The sequence below is a fragment of the Rossellomorea sp. y25 genome (genome assembly GCF_038049935.1).
Classification (GTDB): domain Bacteria; phylum Bacillota; class Bacilli; order Bacillales; family Bacillaceae_B; genus Rossellomorea.
In genome coordinates, this window is record NZ_CP145886.1 from 2,909,970 (window position 1) to 2,933,873 (window position 23,904).

Annotated in this window: 17 protein-coding genes; 1 reads left to right on the top strand and 16 read right to left on the bottom strand. The window is 42.4% G+C overall.

Going from position 1 to position 23,904, the window contains the following annotated elements:
- Nucleotides 1–60: 60 nt before the first annotated feature.
- From AAEM60_RS14755 to AAEM60_RS14815, 13 genes are all read right to left on the bottom strand, one after another.
- Complete coding sequence (locus AAEM60_RS14755; RefSeq protein ID WP_341356575.1) at nt 61–498, bottom strand: BrxA/BrxB family bacilliredoxin; 438 nt, start codon at nt 496–498, stop codon at nt 61–63.
- A 117-nt stretch (nt 499–615) separates the two neighbouring features.
- Nucleotides 616–1,653 (bottom strand): methylmalonyl Co-A mutase-associated GTPase MeaB, encoded by a 1,038-nt coding sequence (gene meaB / locus AAEM60_RS14760; RefSeq protein WP_299738258.1) that lies wholly within the window; start codon nt 1,651–1,653, stop codon nt 616–618.
- Nucleotides 1,653–3,752, bottom strand: a complete 2,100-nt coding sequence (gene scpA / locus AAEM60_RS14765) for a methylmalonyl-CoA mutase (protein ID WP_299739596.1) — start codon at nt 3,750–3,752, stop codon at nt 1,653–1,655. Before scpA ends, meaB begins: the two co-directional genes overlap by 1 nt.
- Nucleotides 3,753–3,789: 37 nt before the next feature.
- Entirely contained in the window at nt 3,790–5,586 is a 1,797-nt protein-coding gene (locus tag AAEM60_RS14770) for a methylmalonyl-CoA mutase family protein (protein WP_299738260.1), read from the bottom strand.
- A 211-nt stretch (nt 5,587–5,797) separates the two neighbouring features.
- A complete protein-coding gene (locus AAEM60_RS14775) occupies nt 5,798–10,147 on the bottom strand; it encodes a S8 family serine peptidase (RefSeq protein WP_341356576.1) in 4,350 nt (1,449 codons plus the stop codon).
- Between the two features lie 514 nt (nt 10,148–10,661).
- Nucleotides 10,662–11,972 (bottom strand): dihydrolipoamide acetyltransferase family protein, encoded by a 1,311-nt coding sequence (locus AAEM60_RS14780; RefSeq protein ID WP_299738264.1) that lies wholly within the window; start codon nt 11,970–11,972, stop codon nt 10,662–10,664.
- 43 nt (nt 11,973–12,015) lie between these two features.
- A complete protein-coding gene (locus tag AAEM60_RS14785) occupies nt 12,016–12,999 on the bottom strand; it encodes an alpha-ketoacid dehydrogenase subunit beta (RefSeq protein ID WP_299738265.1) in 984 nt (327 codons plus the stop codon).
- 14 nt (nt 13,000–13,013) lie between these two features.
- Nucleotides 13,014–14,012, bottom strand: coding sequence for a thiamine pyrophosphate-dependent dehydrogenase E1 component subunit alpha (locus tag AAEM60_RS14790; RefSeq protein ID WP_299738267.1), 999 nt, complete (start codon nt 14,010–14,012; stop codon nt 13,014–13,016).
- A 225-nt stretch (nt 14,013–14,237) separates the two neighbouring features.
- Nucleotides 14,238–15,662, bottom strand: a complete 1,425-nt coding sequence (lpdA, locus tag AAEM60_RS14795) for a dihydrolipoyl dehydrogenase (protein WP_299738269.1) — start codon at nt 15,660–15,662, stop codon at nt 14,238–14,240.
- 19 nt (nt 15,663–15,681) lie between these two features.
- Nucleotides 15,682–16,803: a butyrate kinase gene (gene buk, locus AAEM60_RS14800; protein ID WP_341356577.1), complete on the bottom strand. Its 1,122-nt coding sequence runs from the start codon at nt 16,801–16,803 to the stop codon at nt 15,682–15,684.
- 136 nt (nt 16,804–16,939) lie between these two features.
- Nucleotides 16,940–18,037, bottom strand: a complete 1,098-nt coding sequence (gene bcd / locus AAEM60_RS14805; protein WP_341356578.1) for a branched-chain amino acid dehydrogenase — start codon at nt 18,035–18,037, stop codon at nt 16,940–16,942.
- Between the two features lie 42 nt (nt 18,038–18,079).
- A complete protein-coding gene (yqiS, locus tag AAEM60_RS14810; protein WP_299738275.1) occupies nt 18,080–18,988 on the bottom strand; it encodes a phosphate butyryltransferase in 909 nt (302 codons plus the stop codon).
- 135 nt (nt 18,989–19,123) lie between these two features.
- Nucleotides 19,124–21,193: a sigma 54-interacting transcriptional regulator gene (locus AAEM60_RS14815; protein ID WP_299739598.1), complete on the bottom strand. Its 2,070-nt coding sequence runs from the start codon at nt 21,191–21,193 to the stop codon at nt 19,124–19,126.
- A 133-nt stretch (nt 21,194–21,326) separates the two neighbouring features.
- On the opposite strand from AAEM60_RS14815, the gene AAEM60_RS14820 reads away from it, so the two are divergent.
- Nucleotides 21,327–21,566, top strand: a complete 240-nt coding sequence (locus AAEM60_RS14820; RefSeq protein WP_299738277.1) for a DUF2627 domain-containing protein — start codon at nt 21,327–21,329, stop codon at nt 21,564–21,566.
- Between the two features lie 14 nt (nt 21,567–21,580).
- Here the strand turns inward: AAEM60_RS14820 and AAEM60_RS14825 are convergent, their stop codons facing one another.
- The 3 genes from AAEM60_RS14825 to spo0A all read right to left on the bottom strand — a co-directional run bounded on the left by AAEM60_RS14825 (nt 21,581) and on the right by spo0A (nt 23,694).
- Nucleotides 21,581–22,315, bottom strand: a complete 735-nt coding sequence (locus AAEM60_RS14825; protein ID WP_299738278.1) for a glycerophosphodiester phosphodiesterase — start codon at nt 22,313–22,315, stop codon at nt 21,581–21,583.
- Between the two features lie 186 nt (nt 22,316–22,501).
- Entirely contained in the window at nt 22,502–22,687 is a 186-nt protein-coding gene (locus AAEM60_RS14830; protein WP_299738280.1) for a hypothetical protein, read from the bottom strand.
- Nucleotides 22,688–22,914: 227 nt separating this feature from the next.
- Nucleotides 22,915–23,694, bottom strand: a complete 780-nt coding sequence (spo0A, locus tag AAEM60_RS14835; protein WP_299738282.1) for a sporulation transcription factor Spo0A — start codon at nt 23,692–23,694, stop codon at nt 22,915–22,917.
- Between the last annotated feature and the right edge of the window lie 210 nt (nt 23,695–23,904).

A 23,904-nucleotide genomic window follows, 5' to 3' on the forward strand; every position in this document is an offset into this window, starting at 1 on the left:
AAAACCCGTCAAGCTTCTCACTCTACCTGTGAGAAACCTGACGGGCTATTTTCATCTTACTTACACTTCTTCACAATACTGATCGAAGTACGATTGAATTTTGTTCACAACCGACATTGGGTCGTGACCTTCAATTTCATGTCTTTCTACCATCGTCAATAATTTTCCGTCTTTTAATAGAGCAAATGACGGTGAGGATGGCGGGTAACCTGTAAAGTAGCTGCGCGCTTTCGCTGTAGCTTCTTTATCCTGGCCAGCGAAAACCGTCACTAATTGATCCGGTCGTTTATCGTAGTGAATGGAATGAGCTGCTGCTGGGCGAGCGATTCCTCCTGCACAACCACAAACAGAGTTGATCATAACAAGTGTAGTACCTTCTTTAGCGAAAGCTTGATCTACTTCTTCTTCACTAGTTAATTGAGTATAACCGGCTTGTTCGATTTCTTGACGAGCCTGACGAACAACGTCGTTCATAAATAAGTTGAAATCTATATCCATACTTGAACTCTCCTTTTAATCGCTGACTTAATCATTCTCCATAAAAACAGGAAATTTGATGTACCACTATCATAACAATTTCAAACCATATCTTTCAATTAAAATTAACTAAACCATTCAATGAATTGCTCCTTTGTACAACTTTAGCAATTCTTCTACTGCCTGAGAAGTCGTAAAATCTCCTTCTTTCACTCGATTTTCCATATGAGGAAGGGAAGACTTTATGTTTTGGTGAAAAAAGAAGTCTGAGAGAACCCTTTCTTTCAACATCGTATGAAACCATTCCTGCTTTTGGAGAAGTCGTCTTTCTTCAAAGACGCCCTGTTCTTTTGTTTGCTTCTGGAACTGTTGAATCACATCCCACATTTCTTGTAATCCATCATTCTTTAAAGCTGAACAGGTATAAGCCTTTGAACTCCAGCCTTTTGTTGCTGGAGTGAGAAAGTGCAGGATTTGGTTCAGCTCTCTTTTGGTTTTCTCGGCGAGAAGCTTATTCTCTCCGTCGGCCTTATTGACAAGCAGAGCATCGGCAAGCTCCATGATTCCTTTTTTCATGCCTTGTAGCTCGTCCCCGGCGCCAGTGATGACAAGCAGGAGGAAGAAATCCACCATTTGTCTCACCATTACTTCACTTTGGCCAACCCCAACGGTTTCGATAATGATCAGGTCATATCCAGCCGCTTCGCATAAGAGGAGGGTTTCATTTGTCTTTCGATGAACCCCTCCCAGTGTACCGGCAGTGGGGGATGGCCTGACAAAGGCACGGCGATTTTTCGATAATTGTTCCATCCTTGTTTTATCCCCTAAAATACTCCCCCCGGAAATGGAGGAGCTTGGATCAATCGCAAGGACGGCAACCCGGAGTCCAGATTCGCATAACATTTCCCCGAAAGCTTCTATAAATGTACTTTTCCCCGCACCCGGTACACCAGTGATGCCGATCCGAAAGCTTTTTCCTGTATAAGGAAGGAGCTCTTGCAACAGTTCCTGTCCCTTGGCATAATGCTGCTCTGCATTGCTTTCAATCAGCGTGATGGCCTTCGCCAAGGAGCTACGGTCGCCATTCAAGACCCCGTCCTTTAATTCGGTAATCGATACAGATCCCTTTTTTTTCTTCACAAACCGCTTCTTTCGCCCTGAATCATGCTCTGCCATTATTCAGCCACTTCCTCATAACCCAGCACTTCATAAATTTCTTTGATGACTTTTTGTGCAGCAACGGGTATGATCGTCCCTGGTCCAAAAACGGCAGAGGCTCCGTTATTCAATAGGAAGTCATAATCCTTAGCCGGAATCACTCCACCAATGACAACGAGAATGTCTTCTCTGCCTAATTTCTTTAGTTCCGCTACCAATTGAGGCAGGAGTGTTTTATGTCCTGCGGCTAATGAACTTACACCGATGACATGAACGTCATTTTCGACTGCTTGCAGGGCCGTTTCTTCCGGCGTCTGGAACAATGGTCCGATATCCACATCAAAGCCAAGGTCTGCGAACGCCGTGCTAATCACCTTAGCACCTCTGTCATGACCGTCCTGTCCCATCTTCGCAATAAGGATACGGGGTCTTCTTCCTTCGTTTTCCAAAAACTCTTCTGTCATCTCTTTTACTACATTGATTTCTTGTTCATTTGAAAAATTCGAGCTGTACACCCCGCTTATACTTCTAATCGTCGCTTTATGTCGTCCTGAAACTTTTTCTATCGCATCGGATATTTCTCCTAATGTGGCACGTGCCCTCGCTGCTTCAACCGCTTTCTCAAGGAGATTCCCTTCCCCTGTTTCTGCTGCATGGGTTAATGCTTGAAGGGCTTCGATCACTCTCTCTTGATTTCTTTCTTCTTTAAGCTTTCGGATTCGTTCTACTTGTTTTTGTCTTACAACCGTATTATCGATATCCAATGTTTCAATCGGGTCTTCCTTGTCGAGGCGATATTTATTTACGCCTATAATCGCTTCGTCTCCTGAATCAATCATCGCCTGCCTTCTGGCAGCCGCTTCCTCGATCCGCATTTTCGGCAATCCGGTTTCAATCGCCTTCGTCATGCCGCCAAGCTCTTCAATTTCTTCAATGTGCTCCCATGCCTTTTCCATCAGCTGATCGGTTAAGGATTCAACATAATGGGATCCTGCCCATGGATCAATCACCTTCGTAATACCGGTTTCCTCTTGAAGATACAGCTGTGTATTACGGGCGATCCGCGCTGAAAAGTCTGTCGGCAGGGCAATCGCTTCGTCCAGTGCATTGGTATGAAGGGATTGTGTGTGGCCCATGGCTGCTGCATGCGCCTCAAGTAACGTACGAATGACATTATTATAAGGATCCTGCTCCGTTAGACTCCACCCGGATGTTTGGGAGTGAGTCCTTAACGCCATGGATTTAGGATTCTGAGGGTCGAATGTTTTCATCATTCTTGCCCAAATCCTTCTTGCCGCTCTCATTTTGGCTACTTCCATGAAATAATTCATGCCGATGGCCCAGAAGAATGATAATCTCGGTGCAAATGAGTCGATATCGATTCCTGCCTGCAAACCAGTCCGAACATACTCAAGACCATCCGCCAATGTATAAGCTAACTCAATATCGGCAGGTGCTCCCGCTTCCTGCATGTGATATCCGGAAATACTGATGCTATTAAACTTAGGCATATGTTTGGACGTATACTCAAAGATATCGGCAATGATCTTCATGGATGTTTCAGGAGGATAAATATATGTGTTTCGAACCATATACTCTTTCAAAATATCATTTTGAATCGTACCGGACAGCTTATCCTGTGAAACACCTTGTTCTTCTGCCGTCACGATATAAAACGCAAGGATGGGTAATACCGCTCCGTTCATTGTCATGGAAACAGACATTTGATCAAGAGGAATCCCATCAAACAAAATCTTCATATCCAGAATCGAATCAATGGCTACTCCCGCTTTCCCTACATCCCCCACTACCCGCGGATGATCGGAATCATAACCGCGATGAGTGGCTAAGTCAAAAGCGACAGACAGTCCTTTCTGCCCCATACTTAAATTTCTTCTATAGAACGCATTGCTTTCTTCTGCTGTTGAAAATCCTGCATACTGCCGTACCGTCCAAGGACGATTCACATACATGGTTGGGTACGGTCCCCTTGTATATGGAGCCAAACCTGGGAGGTCTTCTCCATGATTCTTAGAGTCCTGTTCTGAATAAAGAGACTTAATGACAATCTTCTCATTCGTTTCATATGTGTCGCCCGATAGAGGAATACCTTTCATTCTACCTTCGTTCGAATAGGGGTTGATTTGCTGCCAATCAGGCTTTGTCATTTTCTGTTCCCTCCTCCCAGATGGTTAATAGCTCATCGACTTTTTCAAGTATATTTTGTTTGTTGTAAACGGAACCGTTTAAGCCGTTACCAAACCACTCACCTTTATGCTTATCTGGAATTTGCCCAGCTATGTCAATGACAATGGCAGGATCTATATGATGAATCGATTCTATCAGCATAGTGAGTTTGTCTTGATACTCTTCATCCTTCCCACAAACCACATAGTACGGATAGCGGGTTTCCTCTACGAATTGAAGAACCTCTTCCTTAGAGAAGCACTCTTTACTCTGACTTGCATGAATGCCCCCAGCAGCTAGAAAGCCTTTCACAAAATCTGCACGGGGCTTATATGTTTTTAGATCGCCTAATCCAATAAGACCTGCAACTGGTTTTGTTTTCAAATTCTGGGCTCTTCCCCTTAATCTTTCAAAAGGAAGGGATAATCTGTCCGGCCCGGTTAAAGGAAGAGCGGGAAGTGTCTCATCCAGATTCGCATAGATATTCGTCCCGATCATCGAGTTTTTTCTTGTGGCTAAATCATGAATACGCGACTCTCTCACTCTATTTATTTTTTCATATATGGAACCATTTTTCAGACAGGCAAGAATTCCCCCGTCTCCTTCAACGTCTTGAAATTCCTTCCATGATAGCTTCCCTATTTCTTCTGATAACCATTCCACATAATAAGAACCGCCTCCAGGGTCCACCACTTTATCCAAGTGAGCTTCTTCACCGAGGATCAGTTGAGTATTCCGGGCAATTCTTTCAGAAAATGCGTTCACTTCCCCACTCACTTCATTAAAGGGAGAAACGACAAGATAGTCTACTCCTGCTAGAATCGCAGAAAATGCTTCTCCACCCCCGCGGAGCATATTGACATATGAATCGAGCGTGGATTTATTATATTGAGACGTTTCTGCACTGGTGCTGATGGATTGTGCAATGATATCATCTGATAGCCCATAAGAAGATAATACCTCTTGCCATAATTTCTTGAAGGCCCGGATTTTGGCTACTTCCATAAAGAAATGGCTTCCGACTGAAAAGTGAAAATGCATTTTCTCAGCAATTCTAGCGATGGACCAGCCTTTTTCCTGCAGTACTTCAATATAAGAGACCCCTTCACTAAGGGCATAAGCCAATTCCTGTGTGGCACTCGCTCCTTTATTATGATACGATGCAGAATTGATAATAATCGACTTTACACCCGGAAGGTGCTTGTCTGCTTCTTCTACAACCTCTAACCAGTTCCCTATTTCAGGCCCATCTGTAAATGCACTCTCGGAAATAGGGTCGAATCCTATGACACCGATGATTTCCTTCAGTTCAGGTATATCCTTCATGCGCTGAATGGAGGATGCCGTATTCTTTTCAATGACAAATATAGGAGCATGGTACTCTGTTACTTCTTTGATAAAATGATCGAAGCCATCCGTTATGTCTAATTCTCCAACTGCAAATGAAAGACAGTTTTGCCCCCGGGATAATGCGTCCTTCATTGCTGATGCAAGTTCTTCCCATGATCCCCTTTTTATTGGTTGAGCAATAAACCACTTCGGAGTACGCTCCATTCTTCTTTTGACATCTGGGATATAGGCTCTCACCCTATCCCGTTCTGGTACATCTTTCGCTGTATATAACGGTTTAAGTTCAATATTTTCATAGGTTTTTGTATGTAAAGAACGAATCCCTTTCCCCTTTAACGCTTTTTCAGCTGCTTCCTGCCATTCTGTAAGTGTTCGTCGACTGAATGATTGTTCTTTCATATCACTAAGCTTCATAATACCCCTCTTTCAACCTGCATTTTTGTAATCGTTTACATATTCACTTGAAGAATTTCACTAAACTAGTAGGAGTGCGCATTGAAAATTCGAAATGTTTATACTAATACTATTTTAGTATATAAAAAAAATCGTATTTCTTCAATGTATCTGGAAGATGTGTACAAAAAGAAAGAAAAGTCGACGTGGTCGACTCTTCTCCCATTAAGCTCTATTTTTTTGTATTGATATACAATTTACCTTCTGCACGTTTCGTCGTTACATTTCCGTAATCATCGGAAATTTTCACTTCAATCAGGGCCCCAGGTGCTTTTACGTTTGAAGTGGCCGTATAGTAACCAACGTAATGACCTTCAGATGTTTCCATCATCGGCAGCTCATTGGCGTTTGTTACTTGCGTTCGTGTATTTGTCAGTGGCATTTGGATAACAAACGTTGCTTCTAATCCAGGCTCACTGTCAAATTCAATTTTCACAGATTCACCACTTTTCAGATAAATATCTTCATCCGGAAGGAGATTGTTAATGGAAATGTCACCAAATTTAGCGAAAACTGTCACGCTTTGTTTCTTTTTATTTCCCGCTTTATCCTTCGCTACGACCTGGATGATATTTTCACCTTCATTCAGAAGCAATCTGTGAGTGAACTCACCATCGCTAACTGAAGCTTTCTCTCCGTTAACTTTCACCCATGCGAGGTTATCATCGACGATCGTTCCTTCTACAGTGATGGCCTCACGATTAGTTTTCATTCCTTCTTTCGGAGACGTGATGGCAAGCTCAGGCTTCACTTGATCAAGGGTGATGGTTACAGGCTCAGATGGCCCTGTCATACCTTGTTCGGTTGCTGCTTTCGCTGTTATCGTATTCTCTCCATCGTGTAAAGAAACATCTGCGGAGAATGTGCCATCTTCCATTGTTTCTGCTGTTACCACTTCCTCGTCACCATTAAAGAGATGAACCGTTGTGGTTGGAGCAGAAGTCCCTTCAACCGTAACCGTTTCCGTATTCGTGAATGATCCACCTTTTGGTGATGTGATGACTGGTGCAGTGACTTCATAATTCACCGTTGCACGAATCATGTAGTTCCCTTCATCTTCTGGAGATGGCGACCATGCTCCTCCAACAAATTGCCAGCTTCTTGCGGCATTTTCCCCATCTTCATCTGTTCCAAGTCCTGGTGCATTCGGATTTGGAGCTGATTGAATGTAAACCATGTAGAAATCGCCGTCCACCATGATGCCATGCTGGCTTAAATCTACATGTGTCCATTCACCATTACGTAAAGCAGTTCCATCAAATGGACCGGCTATTTTCTTACCAGGCGCTCCGTCAGGACCTGATGCATCATAAACAGCGACCTGGAATTCCGTCCCTCCTGGTACAGGCCATTCTGTATCCCAGAAGCGGAATAGTCCACCTGTCACCAAAGCTGTATCATTCCCATCTTCCAAGGACATTTTTACAGCCCAGCCGTTTCCTGCATCATAGAATGCACGGGCGTTTTCGGCTGTACCATCATCGTACCCGATCTCACCTGGATATCCGATGAATGGTTCTAATGAAATGTCAGCATTTGTTACTTCTCCGCCTTCAACCGTCACACTCACTTCCTTACTATAGTAGTAAGGGGCAACCACTTTGAGCGTGTACTCACCTTCATATGCCTCTAGTTCATACTCACCATTTTCGTTCGTTTCTACCGGCTCTACTACAGCGTCTTCCAGTAAGAAGACAGTAGCTCCCTCAACCGGTTCTCCAGAGATTTCATTTGTGACTGTTCCAGTAATATTCCCTTGAGGAATCTCTTCGAGTGTAAAATTGGCAGTAGACGTTTGATCTGCTTCAATCGTTACACTTTGTGTTTGAGATCTGAAACCATAGGTTGAAGCTTGCAGTGTAAAGTCACCTGCTGCATGCGTCATTTCGTATGATCCATTTGCAGGGTTTGTATACACAGAACGGCCTGTTTCCAGGACACTCACTTCTGCTTGAAGCGGAAGTAATACCGGTGCCGCTTTGTCTTCTATAGGTGCTTCTTTCGTTACTTTTTTAGCCAAATTGATTTTATTCGGATTCACACTTGCTTTCTTTGAAACAGACGATGATGTCTCGTCCTTTGATTTCAATCCAAGGTTCATCTTTTTAGCTGGAAGAATCGTCTCTCCACTTAGTTTCACATCATCGACGTACCACCCTTGTTTCACTACACTTCCATCTGTTGTAACATTGAAAGCGACGTAGATTCGCTGACCGGCATATTGACTTAGATCCACTTCTCCGTCAATCCAGCCTTCCGTATTTCCATTTACACGAAGCGCCTGTGTCCACGTTTCACCGTCAGTGGATACAAAGACATGCCCGTAGTCATAGTTTCTTTCAAGCTCGTGCCACTGCTTGAATTGCAAGAAGCTATTGCCTTCTGGTAAATCAATCGGAGGCATTTGCAAGGACATATTGGCTCTGTTGGCATACGTACCATCCAGGCTCGTTGCATATACTTTTTCACCTGAAGCAGCGTTTCCTGGTCCATTTGCAGGCGCGCCCCACTCCCAGCTGTTCTCTTGGCCATATGAGGTCCAACCAGAAGGGGAAGACTCAAAGTCCTGTTCGTATCCGACTGTGATTCCTGGAAGAAGAGTGACAGAATAAGCATCCGTTTCTACTTCATTTCCACCAAAGTCCATTGCGACCCATTTGTAGGTAACACTATCTCCTGTCAGTGCTTCTCCGGGAATGGTCGCTTCATAGGTTCCTGATTTATAGTCACCTGCAGATCTTGTTGCTTCAACAGATTCCCATGCGCCATCCTGATTTTGATAATGTAATGAAGCATTTGTTACGCTCACATTATCACTTACTTCCGCTTGTAGTGGCAAACTCATTCTTTCAAATGCTTCTTCGGGGGCTTCATGACTGATTACTGGAGCTTCAGTGTCATCCCCTTCTTTAGAAACCTGCCCTTCAACTTTTCCAATTCCGCTCATTACGGATGAAACGGCATCAAATGCGTTAACTAATCCATGACCATATCCATTGTTAGGCGTTTCAGGGAAAGTACCGTCAGTCAATGGAACAGCAGTTGACATTAAGATTTCTTCCATTTCGTCAACCGTCAAACTTGCATCCACTTGTCTCAACAATGCTGCAACTGCAGAGACGTGAGGACCCGCCATTGATGTACCATTCCATCCGCCTTCGTAGTTACTTCCTGGTACTGAAGAGCGAATATTCACTCCCGGTGCGGATATTTCAGGTTTAACTTCCTCGTAAGGAGAAGGACCTTGTAGTGAGAAACTTCCAAGGTTGTCATTAATATCAGTTGCGCCCGTTGCAAATGACTCAGGGTAATTTGCAGGATTAGCGATTGAACCCGGGCCACCAGGATTAAATAATGTTGTATTACCTGCAGAAAACTCAGGGAATATTTCGGCCGCTCTCCAGGCATTCACCATATCCCGGTACCACTCGTCAAGACCGGCACCGCCACCCCATGAGTTATTGACAACATCTGGAGCCATTTCCGGATGCGGGTTGCCCTCAGCATCCTTAGGAGCAAGAATCCATTCTCCCGCTTCTAATAAATCAACATCTGTTCCTCCATTAGCCGTGAATGCTTTGACAGCAATCCACTTTGCACCTGGAGCGACTCCAATCTGATTGCTTCCGTCAGGCTCAGACCCAACCATTGTACCCGTAACATGGGTACCATGGCCTTGATCATCATATGGTGCACCTTGACCGGCAGTGGCATCAAACCAGCTAAACTCATGATCAGGTGTATCAGGATTTTGAGGGTCATACCCTCTGTATTTTTCCATTAATGCCGGATGGTTCCATTGAACACCTGTATCAATCGATGCTACAACGGTTCCTGCTCCATCAATTCCCATATCCCAAACCGCCGGTGCACCCACTCGGTCGATATTCCATTCAATGGAGGCAGGGCTGTTTTGAACTTCTTTTTCTGCAACATTTGCAGCTGAACCTTCAGCTTTTGCCGGTTGAATGAGTTGACGCGTTTCATTCGGTAAGATTTTCTCAACTTCAGCAAATGTTGAAATTTTATCCATTACCTCTTTTGTGGAAGTAACGGCCATTCCATTTACAACATAGAAGTCTTTTATTTCTTTTACTGCACCGGACTTCTTCTGTTTCGTTAAGTATTCTTTCACTTCTGCTTGAGATTCAAGGGCTGTGGCACGAAGCTCGGAAACGACCATATTTCGTTTCAGTAATTTTTTGCTGTTAGCGGACAGCTTCTGCTTTTTCGCTTTTTCAGTCGCCTTCTTAGCTACAGCCTCTGTATCCAGATGCTCCTTGAACTTCACTAAGTATGTGACGTGCTTATCTTTCTTGAATTGATCCTGCAGTTTCGTTGTGATCTTTGATTGTGGACTTATTTTTGCTGTTTCGTTAGCTGAAGTGGATGGTTTTTCTTTGGCTGGTGCTGATTGTGAGGTATTCGCTGCCCCTGCATTGAATGGAAACATTAACGGGACAAACATTACTAAGGTGAGTACAATGGATAACCATCTTGCCTTACGCTTTCTACCTGTCATTTAATTCCCTCCCACTAATTTTTGAATTCCTTCAGTAAACCCGACACCTCCTTGCTTCACCCACTTGGTAAAAAGTAGATGTTAAACCAAAGATAACCAATTATGATGTAAAATGTTGTAAGTTTATGTCGGATTAAATCTGAATATTCAGAAATTAATAGAAAAGTCACATGTACTCTCTTTGAGCGTATGTACATAGTAATAAAATGAATATAACTAGAGGAATATTATGGGTACTAAAGAACTTTTCATAGGGTAAAAGGATGGAGTATTTCTACTTTTTTCATTTAAGCAAGAAATAATTGAGCTAGAAGACACAGGAGAATACTTTTACATATCGGCACTTGAAAAACGTCCTATAAGTGGTTTAATAAATCATTTCAGAATATTCTTCCAGGAATATTCCACCTGAATTTCCCGGATGGTTCAGTCTATCATTAAATTTTTATAAACCATTCTATCTAGAAATAAATAATAATAAGGACTAACCACCCAGGGTCAGTCCTTATAACGATTAATATACAGATGTATTTTCTTTTGAAGTGTTTTCTAAGATTTCTTTAACACGCTGTAAGAATCTTCCGCAAACCAGACCATCCAGAACACGGTGATCAAGTGACATACATAAGTTCACCATATCTCGAACTGCGATCATTCCGTTGTTCATGACAACCGGACGTTTCACAATCGATTCTACTTGAAGGATTGCTGCTTGTGGGTAATTGATGATGCCCATCGATTGTACTGAACCAAATGACCCGGTATTGTTAACAGTAAATGTGCCTCCCTGCATATCTTGGGATGTCAATTTACCGCTTCGAACTTTTCCGGCAAGCTCAGTGATTTCTCTGGCAATTCCTTTGATCGTTTTTTCGTCTGCATTTTTAATCACAGGCACATACAATGCATCGTCTGTAGCTACTGCAATGGAAAGATTGATGTCTTTCTTCTGCACAATCTTATCCCCAGCCCACATAGAGTTGATTTGTGGATATTCTTTTAGGGCTTGGGCAACAGCTTTCACGAAAAATGCGAAGAAAGTAAGATTAAAGCCTTCACGCTGCTTGAATTCTGTCTTAAGTGAATTTCTGTAGTCTACCAGGTTGGTTACATCCACTTCCATCATGGTCCATGCATGTGGAGCTTCATGTTTACTGCGTACCATGTTGGATGCAATCGCTTTGCGGATCCCTGAAACCGGGATCTCAATATCACCAGGGACGACAGGAACGTTCGCTGCAGCTGTTTGTTGTTTAGCCGGTTGCTCCGGTGCCGATTCTTTCACAGCTTGTTGTGGTGCCTGTGCTTCAGCTTTAGGTGCAGGTGCTTCTCCCGCTTTCGGGATAGAACCTGATTCAATGATCTTCTTTAGGTCCTTACGAGTGATACGACCACCGTTCCCAGTGCCTTCCACCTGGTTCAGATCGATATCATGCTCTTGAGATAGTTTTAATACGGCTGGAGAATACCTGGCTTTATTTCCACTATCTTTGTTTGGAGCTTTTGGCTTAGCTGGAGCCGATCCTTTTGCTTCCTCTTTAGGCTCTTCTTTCGGAGCTTCTTCAGCAGGTGCCGAACCTCCACCTTCAACTTCAATCGAACAAATGATTTCCCCGACTTCAAGAGTGTCTCCTTCTTCAGCAATTAATTCTTTAATTGTACCGGTGAAGGATGACGGTACTTCTGCATTTACTTTATCTGTTTGAACTTCTGCAATCGGATCATATTTATTGACGGTATCACCGGGTGACACCAACCATTTACTAATTGTACCTTCTGTAACACTTTCCCCTAGCTGAGGCATTTTCATATTTTCAATACCCATGAGGAACCCTCCTTACTGTGCGTTTAATTGATATTCAATGTGTTTAAAATTCTGCAAGTTCACGCATTGCTTTTTCTACTTTGTCCGGGTTAATCATAAAGTATTTTTCCATTGTCGGAGCATACGGCATTGCAGGAACGTCAGGACCAGCAAGGCGTTTGATAGGAGCATCAAGCTCGAATAAACAGTTTTCAGCAATAATCGCAGAAACCTCACCCATGATGCTTCCCTCTTTATTGTCTTCTGTCACCAGGAGCACTTTACCTGTTTTAGAAGCTGCTTCAATGATCGCTTCTTTATCTAATGGATAAATCGTACGTAAATCCAGGATGTGCGCTTCAATTCCGTCTTGAGCAAGCTTTTCCGCTGCTTGAAGAGCAAAGTGAACACACAGACCATATGTGATTACTGTGATGTCCTCTCCTTCACGCTTCACGTCTGCTTTCCCGATTGGAAGAGTGTAGTCATCCTCAGGCACTTCACCTTTGATCAAGCGATAAGCACGTTTATGCTCAAAGAATAATACCGGATCTTCATCACGAATAGCCGCTTTCAGTAAGCCCTTCACATCATAAGGAGTAGATGGCATGACAATTTTCAATCCTGGTTGATTAGCGAACACAGCCTCTACCGATTGTGAATGATATAGAGCCCCGTGAACTCCTCCACCGTAAGGAGCACGAATAACCATCGGACAACTCCAATCATTATTCGAACGGTAACGTATACGTGCTGCTTCAGAAATGATTTGGTTAACTGCCGGCATAATGAAATCAGCAAATTGCATTTCAGCAATTGGTCTCATACCATACATGGCAGCTCCGATTCCAACTCCAGCGATAGCCGATTCTGCAAGCGGGGTATCAATGACACGCTCTTCTCCAAATTGATCATACAATCCGTGAGTCGCTTTGAATACTCCACCTTTTTTCCCGACATCTTCTCCAAGAACGAATACTTTTTCATCACGTTCCATTTCTTCTCTTATTGCCATCGTTACGGCATCAATATATGAAATTACTGGCATGATTGAATTCCCCCTTACTTCTCTTCTGCATAAACATACTTCATCGCTGATTCTGCTTCAGCATATGGAGCATTTTCTGCATAATCCGTTGCTTCGTTCACGAGCTTCATAACACGATCATTGATTTCTTTCTCAATGTCATCGTTCATAACGCCTGTTTCTTTCAGGTAAGCACCAAACGTGATGATTGGATCGTTTGTTTTCGCTTTCGCTACTTCATCTGGAGAACGATAGCTTCTGTCATCATCATCCGAGGAGTGAGGAGTTAAACGATACGAAACCGTTTCAACCAGAGTTGGCCCTTCTCCACGACGACCACGATCTGCTGCTTCCTTGACAGCTTTATATACTTCGATTGGATCATTTCCATCAACCGTGATTCCCGGCATACCGTACCCAATGGCACGATCGGACACTTTCTCACATGCTAATTGCTTTTCGATTGGAACAGAAATCGCATATTTGTTGTTTTCACACATGAAAATAACAGGAAGTTTATGTACACCAGCAAAGTTTGCTCCTTCATGGAAATCTCCCTGGTTGGACGATCCTTCCCCGAATGTCACAAACGTTACAACGTCTTTCTTCTCCATTTTCCCGGCAAGGGCGATACCAACCGCATGTGGCACTTGAGTGGTTACAGGAGATGAACCCGTTACGATATTATTTTTCTTTTGCCCAAAGTGACCAGGCATCTGACGTCCGCCCGAGTTTGGATCTTCTGCTTTCGCAAAACCTGATAACATCAATTCTTTAGCCGTCATCCCGAATGTTAATACCACTCCCATGTCACGGTAGTACGGAAGAACATAATCCTTTTCACGATCTAAAGCGAATGCAGCACCAACTTGAGCCGCTTCCTGACCTTGACATGAAATAACAAATGGGATTTTACCCGAACGGTTCAGTAACCACATACGCTCATCAATTTTTCTGGCAAGGAGCATGGTTTCATACATTTCTAATACTTTCTCATTGGAAAGTCCTAACTCTTCATGACGATTTTCTGCCATTTTGTTTACCTCCTACACAATCTAATGGTTGGAAAGGTAGAGAGGATCTCTACCTTATAATATTTTTTGTTGAAGACGGCCAAAAAAGCCATATACGCTTTTCTATTTGTCCAGCTGCGCCTCCTTGGCCCTCGAGGTCACAATGGATAAATCCCATAAGGCAAAGTACGCCTTTTGGGATTTCCCCATTGTGCTTGTCGGGCCAGAACAGTCGGCTTCTCTTTTCTATGAGTGAATCGCTTTTCCATCAACAGCCAATGCGGCTTCTCCGATCGCTTCTGAAAGGGATGGATGAGGGTGGATGGTGTGCGCGATTTCCCAAGGGGTTGCGTCCAATACTTTAGCAAGTCCCGCTTCTGAAATCATGTCCGTTACATGCGGACCAATCATGTGTACACCTAGAATGTCATCAGTGTCTTTGTCAGCTATAATTTTGACAAATCCATCAGATTCTCCATATACGAGTGCTTTTCCGATTGCTCTGAAGCTGAATTTACCAGTCTTCAGGTTATATCCCTTTTCTTTCGCTTCCTGCTCCGTAATCCCTACGCTTGCAATTTCGGGATTACTATAGATGCATTTTGAAATGAGGGAATAGTCAATAGGATGAGGCTTCTCATTCGCCATATGTTCCACTGCTGTGATTCCTTCGTGAGAAGCAACGTGAGCTAATTGAAGACCACCGATGACATCTCCGATCGCGTAAATATGAGACTCTTTTGTTTGGAAGAAATCATTCACTTCAATAAAGCCTTTTTCAACTTTAATATCTGTGTTCTCTAAGCCAATGCCTTCAACATTCGCTTGTCTACCAACTGATACAAGGATTTTTTCTGCAGTAAAGGATTTTTCTTCTCCTTTATGCTCAGCTTTAATGGTCACCTCTCCGTCCCCTTTTTCTAAGGATTCAGGAAGCACTTTTGCACTTGTCACAATTTTGACGCCTTTTTTCTTCATTAAGCGCTGCATTTCTTTAGAAATCTCATGGTCTTCGGTTGGGACGATTTTATCAGCGTATTCCACCACGGTTACCTCTACATCAAAGTCAGACAGCATGGAAGCCCACTCAATACCGATGACCCCTCCGCCGACGATGATGATCGATTTAGGAAGAGCTTCAAGTGAAAGCGCTTCATCTGAGGATAATACGTATTCTCCATCAATATCTAGTCCCGGTAATGAACGGGGTCTGGAACCTGTTGCAACGATCACATTCTTAGGGATCAACATAGCATTATCTTCCCCGTTGTTCATTTCAACCGAAATTGTCCCAGGCATCGGAGAGAAAATCGAAGGTCCTAAAATGCGTCCAAGTCCTTCAAATACATCGATCTTGCCTTGTTTCATCAAGTGTTGAACACCTTTGTGAAGCTGTTCAACGATCCCGTCTTTTCTAGATTGAACTTTTGTGAAATCTAATTCTACCCCATTGATTTTCACACCGAAATCTTCACTGTGTTTAGCTGTAGCATATACTTCAGCACTGCGAAGAAGAGCTTTACTGGGTATACATCCTTTGTGTAAGCATGTCCCCCCCAGTTTTCCTTTTTCAACGATTGCTGTTTTTAATCCAAGTTGAGAAGCACGAATGGCGGCTACATAGCCACCTGTGCCTCCCCCTAGAATGACTAAATCATATTCTTCTGCCAATCTTGAGTCCTCCTTGCTCTTATACTCTTGCTTCTTCTTTTACATTTCCAGGGTACACCTTATAGTCTTCTTCACTTCGCAAGACCCTTAATGCCCCTTCCGCAAGAGCTTGCAGTTCATTTTCTCCTGGTTGAATCACGACATCCGCTATCCAATTGATTCGATTGCTTATCGCCTTTACAAACTCTTTACCATAAGCAAGTCCACCCGTTAGCACAATGGCGTCTACTTTACCATTAAGGACGGCACTTGCTGCCCCGATCTCTTTAGCAATTTGATATGCCATCGCATCGTACACGGCTTTGGCATTTTCATCGCCATTTTCAATCATCTTCTCTACTTTTACTGCATCGTTTGTTCCAAGATAACCGACTAAGCCACCTTGACCAACGAGTTTCTTCATGATTTCATCACGGTAATAATCACCTGAGAAGCATAGGTCAACTAAATCACCCGCTGGAACCGTACCTGCTCTTTCAGGACTGAATGGGCCATCGCCATGTAAACCATTATTCACATCTACGACTTTCCCATTGCGGTGGGCACCGACGGTAATTCCACCACCCATATGAGTGACGATCAGGTTTAGGTCCTCATATTTCTTTCCGAGTTCCTTTGCAACTCTTCTTGCTACCGCTTTCTGATTTAATGCATGGAAAATACTCTTTCTTTCAATGAGTGAAAACCCTGAAACCCGGGCAAGGGATTGCAGCTCGTCCACTACAACAGGGTCGACAATATAAGACGGAATGTTTAATCCAGAAGCAATTTCAAATGCTATAATCCCACCAAGGTTTGATGCATGCTGACCTGAAAATCCTTCCTTAAGATCCTTTAGCATGTCATCATTCACTAAGTAGGTGCCGCCTTCTATCGGTCTAAGAAGGCCTCCACGGCCACAAACAGCACTTAGCTTTGAAATGTTGATCCCTTCTTCATCTAACGTTTGAAGAATGGTATCCTTTCTGAATTCATACTGATCAATGATAGTTGGAAATTCATTAATCTTGTCTGTATCATGACGAATTGTCTTTTCAAAGATAGATCGATCATCATCGAAAACACCAATTTTGGTCGATGTCGATCCAGGGTTAATGACTAATATTCGATGTTTGTTTTCTTGCACTGTTGTTACCTCCATTTGGGTAGCTGTTATTATTATGTTTGTACGTAGAATTTTTCCCCTATGATAGATAACCCCTTAATCTGTTCGATGTTCGTATTAACAGGGAAGAAACGCTCTACTCTTGTTAGAAATAAAGCGTTTTTTCTTCTAATTATCCACGTCTGCTTAAAATATGTTGGCCGTTTTGTAAGAACTGGCTTCTTGAACGGCGCATTTTCTCGATTCTTTCTTCGGCCATACGATCAGCTGCTACGTAAGTTGGAACATTATCACGTTTAGCGATTTCTATTACTCGCTCCACGTTGTTATAAACTTGCTCCACTTTCTTCATGGCTCTTTCACTATTGTAGCCGTATAATTCATCCGCTACGTTGATGACCCCACCCGCATTGATGACATAGTCAGGTGCATAAACGATGCCCATTTCATGGATAGCGTCACCATGACGAGTTTCTTTCAATTGGTTATTCGCAGCTCCAGCAATGACTTTTGCTTTAAGCTGTGGAATGGTTTCATCGTTAATGATTGCTCCTAGAGCACATGGGGCAAAGATGTCACAGTCAACTCCATAAATATCGTTGATGTCAACAGCTTTTGCTCCAAATTCATCTACTGCACGCTGAACCGCTTCTTTATTGATATCTGTTACGATCAGGTTCGCTCCTTCTTCGTGAAGGTGACGACACATATTGTAAGCAACATTTCCGATTCCTTGAACGGCGATCGTTTTTCCTTCAAGTGAATCTGTTCCGAATGCCTCTTTCGCTGCCGCTTTAATCCCTCGGTATACGCCGTACGCAGTTACTGGAGATGGGTTACCTGAAGATCCAAACGCTGGTGAAATACCTGTAACATAATCTGTTTCTTCATGGATCAAGTCCATATCAGCAACTGTTGTCCCCACATCTTCAGCCGTAATATAACGACCGTTCAGTCCTTGAATGTAGCGACCAAATGCACGGAACATTTCTTCATTCTTATCTTTGCGAGGGTCACCGATAATGACCGTTTTCCCTCCACCTAAATTAAGACCTGCTGCAGCATTCTTGTACGTCATACCGCGTGCAAGGCGAAGCGCATCTTCAATCGCCGCTTCTTCGGATTCATATGTCCACATACGAGTCCCACCAAGTGCAGGTCCAAGTGTAGTATCATGAATCGCAATGATTGCTTTCAAACCTGATGATTCATCTTGACAGAATACCAATTGCTCATAATCATATTGTTCCATATAGCTAAAAATTTTCATTTTCATTTCCCCCTAAAGTCTTATATGTTTTGATTTGTATCACTAATTATTTGAAGCAGAGCATATAGCCAGTGCCAGTGAATATAATTTACTTTCTGCACTGTCGGCTCTGGATGTTAATACGATTGGTGCTTTTGCTCCAGCGATCACAGCCCCTACTTTCGCTTTTGCAAAATAGATCAGGGACTTGTAAAGAGCATTGCCTGTTTCGATGTTTGGAACGAGAAGGATATCCGCTTGTCCTGCGACTTCACTTTCAATCCCTTTATGTTCAGCAGCGTGGTGTGAAACTGCATTATCCAAGGCTAATGGACCATCCACGGCACAATTTCGGATCTGACCTCTTTGATTCATCATCGTAAGAGAAGCAGCATCAACTGTTGCCTGCATAGAAGGATTCACTACTTCAACTGCCGCTATTGGAGCTACTTTTGGATGGAAAACACCGATCGAACGGGCAATCTCGACGGCATTTTCAATAATTTGCGCTTTTTGCTGGAGATCAGGTGCAATATTCATCGCTGCATCCGTAATAAATGTCAGTCTATCAAACCCTTCCACCTCAAAAGCTGCTACATGTGATAAAACATTGCCTGTGCGGAGACCCCACTCTTTATTCAATACTGCTTTTAAAATAACAGCAGTAGGGACATTCCCTTTCATCAGGGCACCTGCTTCATTTTCCTTCACAGCCTTTACAGCCAGTTCGGCTGATTTCTGCGGCGAAAATGCATGCTTGATTTTAATGCTGCTGTGAGATCGAAGTTGCGGTGCGACCTCTTCTATAAGAGAGATGATTTCTTCTTTATCGCCAAAAAGTAAAAATTTGGCCATATCTTTTTCAACTGCCATAGCGACAGCCCCAAGGACTTCTTTATCTTCTGCAGCAGCAACCGCTACAGTGGAATTTTCTATCTGGGTTGCTTTTTCCACCAAAGATTGTAGATTCATGTATGTCGTTTCAACCCCTTTTTTCTGTTATTATGTTCCCACAAAACCTCTTGCAAGAACCGTGCCAACTTCCAATATACTGAAAACGCTTTATTCGATCATGTTGTTCATGCAATATTTTTCATACCACGCAAATTATTTCATGCTAATTATTTCAATGTTATATTTTTCAATTTTATAATACAAGTTTCGAACAGACACATTTAATGCTTTGGCAGTTGCTGTTTTATTACCATTATTCTGCTCCAAAACCCTTTGGATTATATTTTTTTCATATTGTTCCACTTGCGTTGCAAGGTCCTTAACGGTGCCCTCCGTCTCATAAGGAACTTCTTTAACAAGGGTTTTAGACGTATTTTCCAGTTGAGGTAAATGCTTGATGTCTATCTTCACTTCGTTGTAATTCATAAAGATAATGGCCCTTCCCAATACATTTTCAAGCTCTCTTACATTACCCGGCCAATGATAATTCATTAAGTTATTCATTGCTTGCTCTGTTACCCCTTCAACATTTCTACCGTAATCCTGATTGATCTTCGTAATAAGGGTTTCGGCAATGCGGGGAATATCTGATTTACGATGTCTTAGTGGCGGAATCTGAATGGGCATTCGATTGAGCCTATAGTAAAGATCTTCTCTGAATGAGCCGTCAGCGATTCCTTTTTCCAGATTCACATTTGTCGCTGCAATGACCCTGACGTTAATCTGGATGGATTTTGTCCCCCCCACACGAACGATCTCGTTTTCCTGCAGGACCCTCAGTAACTTAGCTTGAGTATTGGCACTCAATTCTCCAATTTCATCAAGAAAGATACTTCCATTATTCGCTTCTTCAAACAAACCTCGCTTACCTCCCCGCTTCGCTCCTGAAAATGCACCTTCTTCATAACCAAATAATTCACTTTCCAATAAGTTCTCTGATAGTGCGGCACAATTGACCCGCAGGAATTTGTTGAACTTTCGATTACTCGCATTATGTATAGCGTGTGCAAATAATTCTTTCCCTGTACCGGATTCACCCCTGAGAAGAACTGTGGCAGGCGTTTTTGCCCCTAATTTAGCTTGTTCTACCGCAATCATCATTTCCTCTGAATCCCCTATGATGTCTTCAAACATATACTTCGCTTCAAGAGTGCGAATAATTCTTCTGGCCCGATCCAACTCCTGAGTAAGTGACTGAATCTCGGACATATCATGAATGACGCCTACACTCCCCTTGAGTTTACCATTCACGATAATAGGAGCTACATTAACAATAACTTCTTTTCGCTTCGGACCTACCCGCATCCTCGTTCCCCTGATGGCTCTTCTTGTTTGCAAGACTTTCAAGTGGATACTCTCTCCTTCAGAAATGTCTGCCGTTGCCGGTTTTCCAATTACTTCTTGTTGGGAGAGTCCTGTGATTCTTGTATAAGCAGGGTTTATTAATATCCCCTTCCCTTCTTCGTCGACTACTGAGATTGCATCATCACTGGAATGAATGATGGCTTCAAGCATCGTTTGAATTTCTTTAAGATTCGTTATTTCCTCTGCAAGATTCACGACTTCCGTGATATCTTTAAATACAGAAAAAGCTCCGATAATTTCATCATTGTCCGTAATCATTGGAATACGATTGGAAATGATTTTCAGCCCATTGTCCAAAACAACTTCCTGATGAATTTCAGTTCGTCTGGTTTCAATCGTGGTGGTTAATTTACTCTCTGGAATCACATCAGAAATATGCAGCCCCATTACGTCTTCCTGGTCCTTACCGATCATTCTTTCTGCACTTTTATTGAAGAGCATCACATTTCCCTGGTCGTCTATTCCGACCATACCATCATCAGTAGAGTTAAAAATGAGGTCTCTTTTAAAGGATTCACTTGTTAATTGATGGATGAGATCTTCCTTCTCTTCCAGAAGCTTTGAAATAAGAAAGGCAACACTGCCTGGAATAATAACGGTGTTCTTCCCCCGCCTATCTCTTATATTTTCAAACACTTTTTGTTCACCGGTCACTTCAATGACGATATCAACAGAATCGTTCAGGAATTGTCGCCAATCAGTACCAACCGGTATCCCCAGCTCTTTAGCCAACAACATCCCTGAAGCGTTTTCATTTAGGTCTACAACTGCGATCACTTTCATGACGGAAGCTTCGTGGAGGATTTTCAAGATGGCTGTTCCACCCTTACCCCCGCCGACAATTAGAACCTCTTGCAACATTTTTCACCCCGATTATCGATACCTGCAATTTTTTTCACAAACATAATGTTACACTACTTTTCGAAACTTGACAATTTTCTAGTTGGAGTTAGAATTTTAGTATGGAAACGAAAAAGGAGTTATGCACCTCATGGTCCGTCTAATTGCCCTTATTATTATGTTGATTCCCGGCGCACTCGCTGCTCTAGGGATTAAATTGATGAGAGATATGTTATTTGGCATTCTGCAGCCTCCCATACCTTATTTATGGTTGCAATTTGTCATAGGATTAGTATTCTTTATATGCGGTCTCGGTTTTATCGCAGGATTTGTTCTACACCGAGATCGGAAGCGGAATAAAGTACAGTCCCGATTCAACAAAAAAGGCTAGCGCTTATGTATGCGCTAGCCTTTTTTACTTTCTCTCAGCTTCCATGCCTTTTCAGGATAGTCCGTTACAAATGCAGTGCAACCTACATTCAGTAATCTCTCCATTTGTTCCACTTTATTCACCGTGTAAGGCCTGACACAAATCCCGTTTTTCATCGATTCAATTATGATTTCATCCTTGACTGCCTTCAGGTTGGGGTGTATCGCTTTCGCCCTTAGAGATTGGGCATAAATCCAAGGCATGAATAACCCTGATGAGTATAGTGGGGCAATCTCGATTGCAGGCTCCAATCGGTAGCACGCTACAATCGAGTAATGATTAAATGAAGAGATAATGATACGATCTTCAAATCCAAACTCCCTAATCAAACCGATCACTTTTTCTTCTAAGCCCTGATAGTCCATAATACTGTTTTTCAACTCAATATTACAAAGTAAGTCATTGCTCTTTAACCACTGAAATACCTCTCTCAATGAAGGCACACGATTTTTTTTAAACAACTTACTTTTAAATTTATAATTCGCTTGCAGTTTTTGAATTTCCTTAAGCGTATAGTCTTTGACGAACCCTTTCCCATTCGTGGTGCGATCAACCGTTTCATCATGAATCACGATGATTTCTCCGTCCTTCGTCAGCTGAACATCTAATTCAATACCGTCTGCCCTCACTCTTTCAGCTTCATAAAACGCCTCCATTGTGTTTTCCGGATGAGTCCCGGCTGAGCCACGGTGTGCAAAGATTAGTGACATGAGCGCACTCCCTTTTCTTTAGGTAAGATCCAATCCTGTATGTACATTCTTTAGCGACCCTTATGAATGTTTGTCTACTCATATTATATACTTATTTTAAATCTCCTCAAAGGATGAAACCTTTTCAAAAAAAAATCCTGAGTTTCTCAGGATTTTTCCGATTTACCCGTCAAGGGTGTCATCTTATTAGAACCAAGAGCATCTTCTTCTGCGGCGGCGGTCTTCAATACCTCTTACATCGTCTCTGTCACAACGGCGTACAGCTCTGCAGAAATCTTCCCCTCTAATAAAGGCTCTTACAGGAACTCTAAAATCGTCTCTATCTCTGTCGAATGCACCAGCTACATCATCTCTATCACGAAAGCATCCCATTTTCTCACCTCCCCGTTCATATTTTTGCACTACATTGTATCTTATGTATTGAGGGACAACCTGTAAGGGCGTACTCCTTAATTCAAAAAAAAGAGGCGATTGTTACTGAGGAAACGGACCCGGACACAGGAATCGTTAAACCAAAAAACCCTACGAAACCAGCTGGGTTCATAGGGTTTTAATCTTACTATTCAGCTTTTCAAAATGAAGCACTAGTCCTTACTCTTTCATGAAGCCATATGTTCTAAACGAAGCTTATCAGCAACCATAGCGATAAACTCAGAATTCGTCGGCTTAGCCTTGGACATACTCACTGTGTATCCGAATAAAGAAGAAATTGAATCGATATTCCCTCTGCTCCAAGCCACTTCAATTGCGTGACGAATCGCCCGTTCTACTCTTGATGCTGTAGTGTTGTATTTTTTCGCAATATCAGGGTAAAGTACCTTTGTAATTGAACCAAGTAATTCAATATCATTATAAACCATAGAAATCGCTTCCCTTAAATATAAGTACCCTTTAATATGTGCCGGAACGCCTATTTCGTGGATGATACTTGTAATACTTGCATCTAAATTTCTTGGTTTCTGCTCGGTATGCATTCTGGATGAGGAAGGTTTTTTGATGATTGAGTTTGATTTACCGCTGACTTGTCTAATGTGACTCACTAGATTTTCCATATCAAATGGCTTTAGGATAAAGTAAGAAGCTCCAAGGTCGACGGCTTTCTTCGTTACATCTTCTTGACCGAAGGCTGTCAGCATAATGACATTAGGAATGCTCTTCTTTTCACGAAGTCGTTCTAACACAGCAAGCCCGTCCAAATGAGGCATTATAATATCCAAAACCAGGACATCCGGATCCACTTCTTCTAACAAATCTAAACAATCTTGGCCATTATGAGCAATTCCTACTACTTCCATATCATTTTGTGAAGCAATGTAGTCTTCCAATAATGACGTCAGTTCACGGTTATCATCCACAACACATACTTTAATCGATTTCACTACAGGTTTCCTCCTCAATCCTAATTAATTCATCTCTGTAATTTTATTCTAAATTACTTTTTCGACAATGCAACCTAAATTCCTTTTATTTTTGAAAAAAACTTGAAAAATATTATATTTTCTTTGATTTTCTAAAGATTTCTTTATATTTCGACCCTATTCGATATTTACTCATGGGTTTGTCGAATAATCTTTATTTTAACAAGTTAT